At 58.6% G+C, this 14,358-nt stretch carries 11 protein-coding genes; all 11 read right to left on the bottom strand.

From position 1 onward, the window contains the following. Nucleotides 1–81 precede the first annotated feature (81 nt). Entirely contained in the window at nt 82–837 is a 756-nt protein-coding gene (locus tag I6E60_RS05930; RefSeq protein WP_197179280.1) for an FHA domain-containing protein, read from the bottom strand. A 98-nt stretch (nt 838–935) separates the two neighbouring features. After that, complete coding sequence (locus tag I6E60_RS05925) at nt 936–1,640, bottom strand: hypothetical protein (protein ID WP_197179277.1); 705 nt, start codon at nt 1,638–1,640, stop codon at nt 936–938. A gap of 163 nt (nt 1,641–1,803) precedes the next feature. Beyond that, entirely contained in the window at nt 1,804–2,619 is an 816-nt protein-coding gene (locus I6E60_RS05920) for a hypothetical protein (RefSeq protein WP_197179276.1), read from the bottom strand. A gap of 291 nt (nt 2,620–2,910) precedes the next feature. Then, entirely contained in the window at nt 2,911–3,561 is a 651-nt protein-coding gene (locus I6E60_RS05915) for a hypothetical protein (protein ID WP_197131399.1), read from the bottom strand. After that, entirely contained in the window at nt 3,558–4,169 is a 612-nt protein-coding gene (locus tag I6E60_RS05910; protein WP_197179275.1) for a hypothetical protein, read from the bottom strand. The genes I6E60_RS05915 and I6E60_RS05910 overlap by 4 nt, the downstream gene beginning before the upstream one ends. Before the next feature lie 52 nt (nt 4,170–4,221). Next, nucleotides 4,222–5,487 carry a hypothetical protein gene (locus I6E60_RS05905; RefSeq protein WP_197131393.1) on the bottom strand — a complete coding sequence of 422 codons (1,266 nt, stop codon included), beginning with the start codon at nt 5,485–5,487 and terminating at the stop codon, nt 4,222–4,224. Between the two features lie 38 nt (nt 5,488–5,525). Continuing rightward, entirely contained in the window at nt 5,526–5,831 is a 306-nt protein-coding gene (locus tag I6E60_RS05900) for a hypothetical protein (RefSeq protein WP_197131390.1), read from the bottom strand. A 96-nt stretch (nt 5,832–5,927) separates the two neighbouring features. Continuing rightward, the gene (locus I6E60_RS05895; protein WP_197179274.1) at nt 5,928–6,215 is read right to left on the bottom strand and encodes a WXG100 family type VII secretion target; all 288 of its coding nucleotides are present in this window, start codon (nt 6,213–6,215) and stop codon (nt 5,928–5,930) included. A gap of 141 nt (nt 6,216–6,356) precedes the next feature. Then, entirely contained in the window at nt 6,357–10,850 is a 4,494-nt protein-coding gene (locus tag I6E60_RS05890) for an FtsK/SpoIIIE domain-containing protein (RefSeq protein ID WP_197179273.1), read from the bottom strand. Further along, nucleotides 10,847–12,034 (bottom strand): RDD family protein, encoded by a 1,188-nt coding sequence (locus I6E60_RS05885; RefSeq protein WP_197179272.1) that lies wholly within the window; start codon nt 12,032–12,034, stop codon nt 10,847–10,849. The genes I6E60_RS05890 and I6E60_RS05885 overlap by 4 nt, the downstream gene beginning before the upstream one ends. A gap of 25 nt (nt 12,035–12,059) precedes the next feature. Continuing rightward, nucleotides 12,060–14,357 (bottom strand): transglutaminase domain-containing protein, encoded by a 2,298-nt coding sequence (locus I6E60_RS05880; protein WP_197179271.1) that lies wholly within the window; start codon nt 14,355–14,357, stop codon nt 12,060–12,062. Nucleotide 14,358: the final 1 nt, after the last annotated feature.

Genomic DNA, 14,358 nt, shown 5'->3' with positions numbered 1-14,358 from the left:
ATCAACGATCGCACCGCAATAAGCGCGGCTCAATCTCTCTAGTCTACGCCGCGCAGCCATGCCCTCAGGCTATTTAGCGGCTCAAGAAGGCTCCTGGCGCTGACCAATCATGAGCAGTATCTGGCCCAACCTCAGCTCAGTCCCGACCCGAACGGTCTGCGCGCGATTCGGCTCTACCAGTATTTCCGCTGATTCCGGATGCCGCAGATAGACGCCGTTGGTCGAGTGGAGGTCGTGGGCAAACAATCGCCCGTCCGCGGTAAGTTCCAACGCAGCGTGAGTCTTCGACACTGATTTTTCCGGGTCGACGACCGACAATCGGGCGGCATCGGGCCAATCCGTGTTCTCTGACGGGTCGCGGCCTATCAACAGAGTGCGCTCAACCACAACAGAATCCCCATGGGGCACCGAAAGATACCAGTGGGGGGCACTGCGAGGCTGCTGCGCAATCGTCGTCGCTTCTTCTATGGCATCGAACGGTACGGCGTCATCTGCTACTGAGTCGTCGGGGGTATCAGGAGCATTGACGACACGCGTGGGCTCCGTGGGCGGAGCGGCATCGACCAGCTCAACCGATGCGGGGAGCGCCGTGGAATCATCCGCGATGGGAGTGATGTGTGCGCCAGCGGGAAAGAACGCGGGCGCAGCATCTAAATGACTAGGTCGTGCGGCCTTCGTCACGGCCATCCGATAAGCGCCAGAGTCGACGATCCCTGGCGGCAGGTCGATGAGATCAGCAGCTTCGTGGGTTTCGGCGGCGGCTGGCTTCGCTAGTTCTACTGGAGGGACCATCCCCGGAGGTGGAACGATGAACTGGTTCTCGTCATCAACGCTCATAAGAAATTCCTCCTCAGCTATCTACTCGCAGCAATGCTAACGCAGGGTATCTCGTCCCGCGCGGAGTTCAGACGGGGCCCCGGCCCGAGAGAAAACGGCTATCGGGGCCGGGTCATCAACATTTCGAGCGCCCCGAGGTCAACACTGCGAGCACGATTCGCTTGATCGCTGGGTACCAATCCTCGCTGCTCCAGATCATCGATGGCGGCATCGAAATCGTGCCGGATTTGCGTCTGTTCGTTCTCAGAGAGTTCCTTTATCGCTTGCCGGCGCAGCTTCAGGAGCGCGACCTTATTATTCGGCAACGAAGCTTCGTCTGCCGACACCGAACCCAACTCCCTGCGGGCGCTGCGTCCGAGGTCTATCACCAGGTGCCAAATGAGGACCACGATTGCGAGCACGACGGAAGAAACGATTACCATCAACCAGAATTGCCAATTCTCAACGCGATCAGCATTGCCCTTGCTCGACACCGATATCGCGCTCAGAATACCGAACACCAGTGCGAGCCAGGCCTGCACCTGATAAAACCCGTTTCTACGGCGCCCAGTCGCGAGCCAGTGCCCCAAACTGACGAGAAGCAGCGCTATCTCAATAATAAAAAATATGCCGGTTATGGGTATGGCGCGTGCGGGATTCGGGTCAGGTGCTGCGGTCGCAAATCTGCCGCCACTCGAGATATTTGCGAATCCCCAAACTGGCGCAAAGTAGCTCGCGAGATAGACGATCGTAAGCGGAATTCCCCAGATAAGATTCCAGTTGTTTGTAAGGAATCCCCCGGATTTTTTAACGGGTTGCAACACCGACGGATGTCGGGCGAATGCGGCACGCTCTAGCCTGTCCCAACGCACTCTCGAACCTGGTTGCACCTTAGATGCCAACGCTCTCGCCGTCACAGGGTCACTCCCCCTATCGTCCATGATTCGCCAAGGGAAGGGATAAGGAAAACAGATCCCGGCCGGATTGTTATTCGGTTTTAGCTATGCGAGGACCCAAGATCGCGAGACCACCCAGTTCGACCTCTCCGGCGAGGCGGGATTCGTCAGCGGTGATGAGTCCTCGGTCCGCTAGATCGGCGAATGAATCAGCGAGGTCACGGCGAATTTGCGACCGTTGTGCTTCGGAGAGACGAGCAACACGCTTTCGGCGTCTCGCGAGCAGCACGCGGTCCTTGCGCTCCACAGCATTCTGTTCAGCTTCGTTGTCTTCGAGCTCCGCGGGGCCCGCCGGCTCGAGCGAGGCGACGTAGTGGAGGATTAGAAATAGAGCTCCGAAAACGACAGCAACAACGATCGGAAGGATCCACAATCCCCAATCTTCTACTTCGTTTTCCAAGCCCAGTCTCATCACTGCGAAGGCCGTGGTGAGGCCAGGTACCAGTGCTAGACCCGCTTGAATCTGATAGAAACCCATGCGCGGCCGCCCTGAGATGAGCCAGTGCCCCGTGCTGACGATCATCAAAACAGCTGCGATGCTATAAAAAATCCCAGCTTGGGGGATGGCAGTTTCTGGATCGGGGGCATCAGCGGCTCTCGCAATGATCCCGTCGTACACCGATGCAAGACCCCAAACCGGTGAAAAAAAACACGCTAAGTAAACCAGCGCCAACGCAATACCAATGACCAAAGCTATGACAAACGTAAATTTATTGTCACTACTTATGGCGCGACCAAAACGCCCGTCGAGCACCGAAAGGTGTTCATCGAACGCAGCTCGTTCCAGCTTGCCCCAACTTACCGTTGAGCCGTCCTGCAGCTGTGTGGCGAGCGTACGAGCATTCATTTAACGCCTCCCGCGTGCTGGGCACGCTTACGTAGTCAGGCAAACTCAGTGCGGTCGAGTTGCGTCGCTAGAACGGACTCTCTGGTAGATGCCGTCATCAGATTCTCATCCCCAAAAGAATAACGGTATTTGACGATGTCTCACGCCGCCTCGAACACTTATGTCCATGAATTTCGTCGAGTCATTCGTTTCACTAGCGTGGCACCCAGCCTCGCGTACGACAGGTCGGCGAATGAACGGGAGCTCGCAAACAACCCAGCCTAAGCATGCATGCCCCCCTGCGCCCTCCTGTCAAACAGGCTTTAGGCTTTCGCTCGACCAATCTTCGCCGCGCGGGGAAAGATCGGAGTCGCTTATCGTCGCAAAATTCCAATTTGTCTCGATATCGTCAACAACTCGAATGTTTCGAACTATCTCACGAAGTGGATCCAAGAGAATGCCAATGAGGCTGGGTAGTGTCGCGTCGACTCCTATGGCGACGAAACCGTAGTCGTTTTGGAACAAATAGTTAACCCCACCCGCGCGTATCGTCGACGTTTCTCCCACCGTCGTCAGATAGCGAGCTTCAATGCCGACCCCAAGAGCGTCCGTTTCAAACGCTACGGCGACCGGCTCAGTCACGTAAGGCATGTCCGCGAGAGGCTGTAGCATTCTCTCCTCGCCGGGCGCGAACGGCGAGGCAACGATGTGCACTATTGCATTCACGATCGAGGCGTCTGGCCAGTACTGAAGCGTGACTGAGTCGTCGTCAGAGACTCGACGGAGGCCGTGACGCAGCGCTTCACGTACGAAGTGTTCGCTCGAGGCGTCAAGCGCACCGCGCCAGGCCTTTTTCATCCCCTCGACGACGTCGTCCTCCCATGTGCTGGCTTCAGGCGCCCCCTCGTCAAATCGTGGCAGTTCCAACCAGCTCGCCGTATCAACATCCACTGAAATCTTCACGCAGCGCTCCATGAGAATGTCGAAAGGTGCGCGTCGAAGAGGGCACCAAGCGCGGAGACGAATTCTTCGTCACCGACTTCATCGGGGTTGTGGGTGATCACGAGAGTGAATTGAAGCGCCCGTTTTCGACCGGTGTCGGGAACTGGGGTGAGGTAAACGACCGTAGTCGTTGCCACTTGCGTGCCCTCCATCCTCTCAATCGAATCTCGCTCCCACCGGAGAAACCGCTTGTCATCGGCGAGCGCTGTCGCACCATCTCGACGAATAAGGCCCGCAATGGTGTTGTCAAGCGACTCACCATTCTGGCCACGTCTCACCGATGCGGTGAGGGTGGCGGGGAGTCGCGAACTGTCAGGAGCGCTGTCACCTGGGGCGAAAAAGGCGACGGTCTCAACACGACGCATTTCAGAGAAAAGTCGCTTCATGAGCGCCACTGTTTGCCCATAGAGGTCCGGGCGGTGAGCTTGCATCAGACGCCGCTTCGCCGAGGCAAGCATCTCGTCTCGGACAACATCGCTCGGCTCGTGTCGTTCCCAGCCAAGGGGAAGAAGCAGTGTGAAGCTCGGGAGTATTTCTCCTCGGAGCTCAGCCTTAAGATTCGCCATCATCGGGGACCTTCTCCATCCGCTATCGGGTCGACACTATCAGTCAGCAAAGTTCTCACCGGGTCGGAGTCCCCCACAATGGCTCGGCCAGAGACGGGGACTCGATACGAGGCGACAAGCCTAGAATTTGGTCAGCTCGACTCAGGTGTGTAACGAAAGCTCCGCTGAAAAGACTCAAGCCGTCCATACCATCGACGGCCGACCCGATGAAGTTGGGATTTTCAAGAGCATCGGAACTTATTCCCGCCATGAAGCGAGACATGACGTTGCCTAATCCGCTTCCGTTGTGTGTCGCCCAGTTAGCAAAGCTACCCCGAAGGCCGCCGAAAACTTGCTTAGCAACCCCGCCCTGTGCGAATCCGAAACCAGCGTTGAACCCTGAATTTATCGCCCGAAAGTCACCCACGATATTCGCACGTCCTCCAGAGGTAAGAAGGCCGCCCGCCATGTCGTCAACGAACCCCAGCTTATTTCCGCCAAATAGCTTTCCCAGGCTCCCGAAGGGTACGACCGAGACCCCGGCCAAGACCAGGTCGAGAACACTCGCATTTCCGCGAGAGAAAGCGTAAATCGTCAATAGAAGTGTCGCGATCGCGACGATGGCTGCTAGGGCCGCGATGAAGGGACCGCCGACGATAACACCCAGAACCGCGAGAGCAATGCCGACCCACTTGAGCACTTCGAGAGCGCCAGCAACGGCACCGTCGAGGTCGTCCCAATTGGAGTCTTGGATTCCGCCTTCGGTCGCATCACCAATAAGCTCTGCGGCTTGATTGAACGCAGTTTCCCACGTTTCGTAATAAGCATCGAAGGCCTGCGCTTCCGAGGCCCACTCGTCGTACGCGGAATTCGCTAGCGATCGCGCGGTATCAATTCCCTCTTGACGCGCTTGCTCCGTATCGGGGCTAGCTTCACCAGGCAGAACAAAAACCGTCGGCGTGTCCACGGGCATCTGCGCAAGACCCAATTCGTTAGACCGCGATCGATACGCGGCCCATTCGGTCTCGCAGTTTTCTACCGCGCGTTTGATGAGGGGTTGAACTTCCGCAACGACCGTTCCGTAATCTTTGAGTACCCAGCCTGTTGGGCGGTAGCGTTCACCGGCCAACTTCAATTCCTCATAGCAATCGCCAACAACTTCTTGGAGCTTGTCGAAGGCGAGACCCTGCTGACCGGCAGCGCCGTCTGCAATGTCTTTCAGAATCGCTGCCGATGAAATCATCTGGCCGCCGAGTGTCGTGATGTCCTTCGCGCGAGACACAATGGCTCCGGCGTCGCCGTCGAGCGTCGTGATCTCGCGTCCTTGAGGGGAAGCTTCCATGTCTTTTCTCTATCTCCCGAGCGAGTGGGTAATCCGGCCTATTCTGAAGCCGATTCCATCTCTTTGGACGTATCTTTATCCCACTCTTCAAAGCCCTCGAGAACGCCGACAACATGTTGCTCGACTTTTTCGATGTCTTCGAGAAGAGCCTTGCGACGGTCATCCCACCCGTCTTCAAACTCTTGTGCAGCCTCGCGCAGTTTGGTTCGGCCGAAGGGATTGCCGATCGCAGCCTCCAACCCGTTGGAGCGCTTAGACGCCTCTTTAAGCTCTTCAATAATGTTCTTCAGATGATCACCGACGGCTTTAAGCTCAGTGTATTTAATGAGAACTCCGTCGCCCACGGCGAACACCCTTCACTAGTGCAGAATCGCTGCTTGAGATCGTTGAGACAGAAGGCGGAGGGCCGGCGTGTGCTGGCCCTCCGCGTTAAGCGTGTCTTAGGCGCCCGCGAGCTTCTGGTCGAGCTCCTGGATCGCCTGCATCATGCCCTTGAGCGCGTCGCCCATGTCGCCGAGACCATCGGTCGCGTTCTTGAGCCCGGTTGTGAGCTCGTTGTAGCCGTCGCCGAACTTGCCCGAGGCGTGCTGCGTCTTGAAGTCGTTGCCGAGAAGCGTGTCAACCGAGTTCTTGAGAACATCAAGTTGACCCTGAATGTCTTCTCTCGCGTCCTTGAGCTTGCCGGCCATTGCTTCCATCTCGCCATATGATGCGCCGAAATCTGCCATTGGTATGAACCTTCCTCGTTGCCTGCATTGGCCCGTCTGGTGGACCACCTGAAGTATAAGTTAGCAATGCTCGAAACCTTAGTTCAATGGGCAGGACTACCCATGCCGATTCTCGAACCTCAAGTCAGCAGCATGGTGCGGCTAAATCAGCGGTGTCTGCACGGTGACAGTACGACCGTTCTGCACAAAAATGCCTCGCCCTGGTGGAAAGTCGCTGCGTTTCACCTTCGGGAACGGAGTCTTAAATACCGAGTCTCCGTCGTACGAGTCTGGTTTCATGACGATTCCCTTGCGTCCCGCCTTGAAATCGCCGATAAAGCCGAAACCGCTCGACAGCGATGAAATATCAGCATCGCCGATAAGAAAGTGATCGCTGCGATTTATCGCCTGGAAGAGCTCTTTCATCGCGCGTTCCGCATCCGTATCCGCGAACTGCGTAACACCCTCGACCACGATCATGATTCGACCAGGAATTGACTCATCAGGAACCAGATCAACAAGTTCCTTGGCGAGAGCACGGGCGTCCTCGACGTTGGTGGCGCTCCGCACCCACGGCACAAATTCCTTCAGCTGCGACCGGCGTCCGGCGAAGTGGAAGAGCTTCACGGATGGGTCGTAGCGGAGCATCGATGTGATCATCCACTTCATCCCGTTGGTCTTTCCGCTCTGGGGCGGACCAGAAATCGAGAACGTGCCGACCGGTTCGAAACCACGCGGCGCGAGAGTGTCTTCTGCGATCCCGAGCACTGGCTCGTCCGCAATTTCCGAAGGAAGTTCGAGCTGAGACAGCGCCGTCGGTAGGGCGCCGATCTCTGGCACCTCACGAGCTCCTCGCTGGCGAAGATGGGCGGCGAGCCGTTCGAGTGCTTTCGATTGCTCTGCGACGTTGGATGTACCGCCAAGAATAGCGATTTGGGTCTCGAACCCATCGACAATCGCTCGACCCACTGGTGAATGCTCATCGAGCACGTCCTTCGGCACCCCCACCGTTTGGTAGGCAGACTCATCCGCGAGACGAAGCACGATACGCTTCGTCACATTCGCGCTCACCGCAGAAGGCACGCTACCGGAGCGGTCAGCGGTCGCAATGACGTGAACGCCCAGTGGGCGCCCCTCCCCCAAGATTCGCATGAAGACGTTGTAGAACGGCAAGCGAGCTGTTGTGGCGTCCCAGTCCGCTTTGAACTGCCCGAACCCATCGATGAGGAGCAGGACGCGTGGCTCTCGCTCCCCGGTGATGTCGCGATATTCGCTCAAGGTGGCCGCATTAGCTTCGCTGAATTTCTTGCCGCGGCGGTCGAGTATTTCGCCGAGAGTGCGCAACAGCCGCTGAACTCGCTCAGCATCATCGCCAGTGATGATCGACCCGACGTGCGGTAGGGCATCGAGCGAGCGGAGCGACCCCGACCCGAAGTCAAGGCCGTAGACCTCGACGTCACCAAGTTCAGGTCGCATGCCAGATGCCGCAGCGATCGACCGCAATGTGGCCGACTTACCCGATCCGCTCGTTCCGTAGACCAGCATCGATCCATCTCGATCTGGGGAGAAGTAGACAGCGTCTTGCAACTGGCGTTCGGGCATATCGGCTTTACCGAGCACGATTTGTGAGTCGCTTTGCACCGGCAAATTGACGATGTCCACGGTTGTGGCGAGATCATCGAGCCACGGCCTCCGCGGAGAGGGAATGCGCGCAAGACCTGTGGCATTAATGAAATTGCTCACCATACGTTTTTGGTCATTGGGCCCCAGGTCCTCATCATGCGACTCAGACTCGGGCTCCGCGTCCGCCTCCCACAAGACAAGCGCTCCAAATCGTAATTCAGCGACACGCACTTCTGCCTTCGTTACGGCGCTTCCGGTCCAGCCGCCAGCATAAGCGGACTGGAACGAAACCAAGCGACCCGGCCCAGTCTTCGCGATTCCCCGGCCCGGGATCGAGGGATCGAACGTTCCCGCGATCGGATCGCCAACAACATCCTTCGAGTCAGACTCATCGGCCATTCGAAGCGCAACACGGAGGTTCGTGTTCGCTCGAAGGTTGTCTTTGATCACTCCTGCCGGACGTTGCGTGGCCATAATGAGGTGGATTCCAAGAGAGCGACCGCGCTGGGCAATATCGACTACCCCGTCTACGAACTCCGGTACTTCGCCAGCAAGAGCCGCAAACTCATCGATCACGAGAACAAGCGCCGGCGGTGTTTCTGGATCCCGACGCTTTTCCAATTCGAGAAGGTCTTTCGCCTTCTTTCGGTTAAATAAATGCTCACGGTGGTGAAGCTCAGCACGCAAGCTCGTCAGTGCCCGTCGAACCAAGTGCGGGCTCAAGTCAGTCACCAGACCGACGCAATGCGGCAGCGCTACACAATCTGCGAACGCTGAACCACCCTTGTAATCGACAAAGAGAAAAGTGACGCGATCCGGACTGTACTCCGCTGCCATACCGAGCACCCACGCCTGCAAAAACTCCGACTTACCCGAACCTGTTGTGCCGCCGACAAGCGCGTGAGGGCCTTGGGTGCGCAGATCGAGCGTCATCGCATCGGGACTTCCCTGACCGACGAACGCTTTGAGCGTCCCGGCACGCTTGAGCCTGCCGAGCTGCGCCCCACTCCTGTCGAGAACAGAATTGTTCTGACGCCAGCGCTCAAGAACCGAGCTCGGTGAATCTGCTGCCTCGGTTCCCACTAAGTTCAGCAAGTTGACGCTGCGAGGAATATCACTCGCATCCGTCTCGACTGAGCTCGAGTCGACAACGGGAGCAAGCCTTTTGGCGAAGACGTGAGCGTACGAACTCGACACTCCTTCGAGCTTTACTGACGCGAAGTCTTCGCCGGAGCGAACAAACCCCACCGTGGCATTGTCGAGACCGTGAGTTGCATCGATGAACGTGCGGCAAGCGGCAGGAAGCGACTCAACCGTTGGCGCAAGGAAGATGGTGTAAATGCCTGAATCAGCGCCGCGCTCGATAACCTGCGTCAGACGCGGTCGATCAACTGGGGCATCCGCAGAAACGAACAATACGAGTACGAGATCGCCGCCCAGCTCGCTGCGAGCACCCGCCCCTTCCCCCACGGTCGAGCCGAGAGACATTGAGCCCTCACCGCTCTTCAGCGGTCCCCGATGCGAAGCCTGCTGGGTGGTGCGCTGCAAGATTGCTTCCTCGAGCGCATTGAGCAGAGCAGTACCCGCCGACTGGCTATCGGCCAGCGCTATATCGGCGAATGGCGACTGTGCGCTGCTGGTGTGAGGCAGCCACTTCATCCATTCCAGCTCGGGGGTCCACGAAGGGTCGACGATGGCGGCTGTTATGAGCTCATTGGGTGCATGGAGACCGAAAAGCTGCACTGCCAAACCGCGCATGATGTCAGCCGCAGTTTCGCGCGAACCGGCGATTCCGATGGCGCCAGCACTCGGAAAAGTTTCCACCAACGGAACATCATCGATCCACTTATGTCGTTGTTGCAGCTTCTCAATTTGACGGGCATATTTCGGAATACCGCTGGAGTCTGTCGACTCCGCAATTGAGTTTCTACTGAGCGCGCGGCCAACGCCGAGTCTCAGCGTCAAGAAATTCCAATGCTCCGGGCGTCTCGTCCAGAGCAACGGACCAAGCTTCATCGCTTGTTCGTACACTTGAGCCACCGCCGGGGCTTCCGCACGCCGACGTTCCTGTTCAACCGAAGTTTGCTCCGCGAGTTCTTCTTCGAGGTCCTCTATTTGAACCTCGTACGTCTCGATTTCTTGCTTAAGCTTCTGTCCACCCTGCAGCTTCTGGTTGATCACGTTTCCGAGCATCATCATTGGCGACATGAAAATCATGAGCAGGGAGGCTGGCCGCTGTGTAATCGTGTACATCGCAATACCGAGCATGATCGGGGCGACCACCATCGGCCAGGGGAACATTTTTGGTTGAGACTCGGTCGGCACTTTGGGGTAGGGGTATACCGTCCCGGGATAGCGAATCTCGACTCGCGGTGATCTGTTGAACATCAGAGCGCCCCCGCGCTCCAGAACAGGGTCGACGGTGCTCTCTTGAGAAGCGACGGGGGTCAGCGTGACAGTTGTATCCCCCAACGTAATCATCTGCCCGGAGACCACTTTGAGTCGCGGAACCATCCCGCCGTCAACCATGACGCCATTGGCCGAGTTGAGGTCCACTAACTCAATTACCTGACCGACCTCGAGCCGCGCGTGACGTTTCGAGACCAACGGGTCTGACAGTTCGACGTCAGCGCCCACACCGCGCCCAATAATGCTGTGGCCGGCCGAGAGCGGAACTTCTCTACCCGCATCCGGCCCCGAGAACACACGAAGAATCGCAGCGACCTGCTGGATTCCGGAATCGCCATGTGCATTGCTGCGGTTCTCCGCCGCAGTGACGGAGGCGATAAAACCAGAACCGATCTCCGCTTCGCCGATTAGCGCATCTGGATGCAGCGCGACCAATTCGCCCGTCGTCGGTGGCGCGACAGAGAGAGTCATGACCGCGCTTGTAGCACGTGAATAGCTCGACGACATGGGATCGGTTTCCGCGATTGCACGAGCTACATCTTCGATGGTCGCCGTTGAATCGGCGGTCACGACAATATCGACCAACGAACCTGACTGTCGCCGGAGAGAGAGCTTAATTTTCACGCTTCACGCCCATTCATCTGTGATCCTCCGGTCACAGTAAAACTGCGACCACCAACTTCAACGACCGAATTCCAAGGGATATAGCGGCGCTCCCACGGCACCAACGAAAACGACTCGCCCTCGGGCGGTGAAACGGGCGTCCCGTTCGAAGAACCCCGATCTATTAGCCAAAACCCGACACTATCCACGCCCAACGCAAGGTGTGTCTTAGAAATGCGCATCGACTCATCGACAAGCGGAATGAGCGTCGAGAAACTCTCATCAGCTTTCCCCGACGGCGAGCGGCCAATGAGGCCATCGCCCGTGACCTCGATCACGGTGCCGTCGTCGAAGAGAAGCAGGACTTTCGCTTCAGTTCCCTGCGCGGGTTGATTCGGCGGTTCGACTAAAGCCCCCACTGGCGGGGGTTGCCACGGCTCAATCTGGTCGCTGCCGAAGGTGGGCGGCGAGACGACCCCTGACCGTGATCGGCTAGCGGGCACGAAGCTAGTCACCGCTCCTTCAGCCCCCGTAGCGAGCGAGGGCAACTCTTCTTGCGGGGAATGCGCCACAGCGCTGATCTTTCTCCGTGCATGCCGAAGCGCTTTCAGATCGAACGGATCCAGTCCGCGCCGCACGTCAATGAGCCAATTGTGACCGATCTTGTCGAGCCATCCCCGTCCACGATGTTCTCGATCCCAGAGCGGCGAGAGCAAAAATGGGATGCCGCCAAGTATCGGAACAATCGCCAGAGCCATCCAGAAAATCATTCCCCGCAGAAACATGCGCCAGAATCCTGGCTTCTCGAATGTCGATACTTTCACCGAGCGGATGCCAACGATGGCCTTGCCGACAGTGCGCCCACGAAGCCCGTGCACGATGATTTGGACGAAGACGAATAGCCACAGCAAGCCCTGACCAATTCCGTAGTAGACGAGTCCAGTGATGAACTCATCGTTACGGAGCAACGCCTCGGGGGACGTGAAAGATGTAGTGAGAAAAACACCCATCCAGAGAGGGAGCGTGCCCAAGCTAAGAGGAAGGGTGAGTAACAGGACTATTGCAGCATCGATAGTGAAGGCAAGTGAGCGCGAGCCCGCCGATGCCGCTACCAGACCCAACGATTGTGCGTAGCCGGGGTCGGGGCGGCCTGTGTCATCGAGGCCAAGAATCAGGTTCTCTTCGTCGTCCAGAGTGATACTCACAAGGCCTCCTGTGCACAGGGTAGTTTCATGAGTCTTCTCTCTTCGATGAGATTTTTGCGGCCCAGTCGCGGGCTGAGCGGATGCGGTAGCGGCTCACGAACTGACGTCGCTTCGTCAGGCCGGCGCGGCCCGCTTCGATCGCCGCCGCGGTAGCGCTCCACACCTCGTCACTGCGTTCTGGTGAGACCTCTTGCCCAGAAAACACTGCGTCGTCGGTCGTGACGGCAATCGTGCGCAGCGCGAGGGTTCCCTCGCCCACTTGCCCGTCGAGCTGGTCGGCGACCATCACGCGGGTGGCTCGTGAGGGAACGCTGTAGCCAAGCTCGGAGTACTGGTCGACAAGCTCTTCCCAGGCGCCGGCGACCTGATCGTGGGCCGCGGCGGCCGCGCGGCGGCGCCGAGCACGACGGGCCTTGTGGAGCCCGATGATCAGCAGCGGCACCAGCAGCAGGAGCGCGGGAATGAGAATGCTGAGGCCGAGCACGTAAACCCAACCCGGAATGGAGAATGCCAGCCCATCGTCTTCTTCGTCGCTCTCTTCGAGCTCGACCGGCGTGAGCAAATCTTCAGCATCAGCTTCGGCCCGCGGAGGTTGACGCACTTGCGGTTGCGGTTCACTCTGAGGCTTCGGCGTCTGGTCTTGAGGGATGTCCGTCTCATCCGGAGTCGGATCGAAAGCAACCCACCCCACATCATCGAATGCGACCTCAACCCAGGCCGTGACGTCATCACCCGTCACCTCGACAGCCTGGCCGTCGACAATCTCGGGCGCGAACCCCATAACGACGCGTGCGGGGTAGCCAAAACTGCGCGCCATCAGCGCGAACGCTGAAGCGTATTGCTCCTGGTCTCCGACCATCTGGTTGCTTTCAAGGAGGTCGGTGATGCGGTCAGCACCGTGCCCCGCTCGAGAGGCAACGGTGTCGGATGCTCGACCGTGGCTCAGGAAGCCCGTCGTCGTGAGCGCCAGCCGCATAGCTTCAAGTTGGGCCGCCGGCGTAGTGGCACTCGCGGCATACTCCTGAGCCTTGGCCGTGACGACGTCAGGGCTCGCCGTGACCGGAGGAAGTTCCACCGCGGCGACCGGAAGATCGGAAAGTTCCTCGACGGTGAGCACCTGCTGCACGGTCGCGTCAATGGTGTACGAATCGCCCTCTCGAAGGCCGGCGGTGAGCACCGCCGTGCCCGTCGCCGCGTTGTAGCGCAGGCTGTCCCTGGCATCGAGCGCGGCACCATCGGTGAAGACCAAATCGGTCGGGTATCCGATGCTCGGCATCCAGACATCCGCATACTCGCCCATCGTGAAAGTGACGTCGTTGCGGGTTTCAGGAGTAACGAAGGTCTGCTCGGGCAGAGCACGACCAACCAAGCTGAACGTGCCTGAGCCCTCAGCACTCGATTCGGCGCCGGTCACATTCCAGAGTTTGCCGGTGAACGAGTCGAGCGTTGCGAGGCGCACGGTGTCGCCCGCTTTCAGCCCCGAGACCGTGAAAAGCACGTCATCCGTGACCTGCTTCGTGTAGTGACGGAACCCTGCTAACGGACTCGGGTACTGCAGCGGATCGAACGGCGGCTCGATCTCATCCCGCAACACGAATCGTTGGTCTTGTGCGGGCGCGAACCACCAGCCCGCTCCCCCACCAAGAAGAACGGCTGCTGTCAGCACGACCGCCGTGCCCGCGATTTTGCGCGAGCGAATCCGCTGCGATCCGGCCTGAGCAACGTTGTCGCTCGAGCGGCGCCATCCCAACCATATGAGCGCCAGCACAGCGAAGCCGATGCCACGAACACCAGCCTGGTACGGGTCGTCGGTACCGATCAGGATGCTCGCGAGATAAATCACCAAAGGCCCCAGCAGCACGACGCCGTAGCGCCAGGCCGAGCGTGATGTGCTCGGTAACCAGCGTGCCGCCAGCGAGGTTGACACCAGCGCAACCACCCACGTTGCGAAGTACGGCACCACCGTGATGTGCTGCGGCGCTTCGATCGGAGTTTGCAGCGTGACGATATCTGCCCAGCCATAGACCGTGCCGATCGCAATCGTCGACAACGCCTGAAGACTCGGGAGCACAAAGAAGAGGGCCTGCTGGGGCACCGCAATGGCAGCGCCACACAGAAAGTACGCCACGACGGCAACCGTAACCGTGGTGACCACATTGAGTCGGAAAATACTTGCAACGATTGCGGTCGTCGCGCCAAGCACTAGCCCGCCGATCGCCGGCAACAGAAAGCTGTACCCGCCAAACGATGGCTCGAAACCTACGAGCCCAATAGCGGTGAGCGCCAGCACGATGCCACTATCAGCCCAGGTTCGTGCGCTCACC

The organism is Salinibacterium sp. SWN167, from assembly GCF_015864665.1.
Lineage (GTDB): Bacteria > Actinomycetota > Actinomycetes > Actinomycetales > Microbacteriaceae > Rhodoglobus.
The sequence above is the reverse complement of the archived record's forward strand: the minus strand, read 5'-3'. Positions and strand labels throughout refer to the sequence as shown.

Excerpts from the sequence above, each read along its gene's own strand:
- I6E60_RS05930 (WP_197179280.1), bottom strand. The coding sequence starts at position 837 with ATGAGCGTTGATGACGAGAACCAGTTCATCGTTCCACCTCCGGGGATG.
- I6E60_RS05920 (WP_197179276.1), bottom strand. The coding sequence starts at position 2,619 with ATGAATGCTCGTACGCTCGCCACACAGCTGCAGGACGGCTCAACGGTA.
- I6E60_RS05910 (WP_197179275.1), bottom strand. The coding sequence starts at position 4,169 with ATGATGGCGAATCTTAAGGCTGAGCTCCGAGGAGAAATACTCCCGAGC.
- I6E60_RS05905 (WP_197131393.1), bottom strand. The coding sequence starts at position 5,487 with ATGGAAGCTTCCCCTCAAGGACGCGAGATCACGACGCTCGACGGCGAC.
- I6E60_RS05895 (WP_197179274.1), bottom strand. The coding sequence starts at position 6,215 with ATGGCAGATTTCGGCGCATCATATGGCGAGATGGAAGCAATGGCCGGC.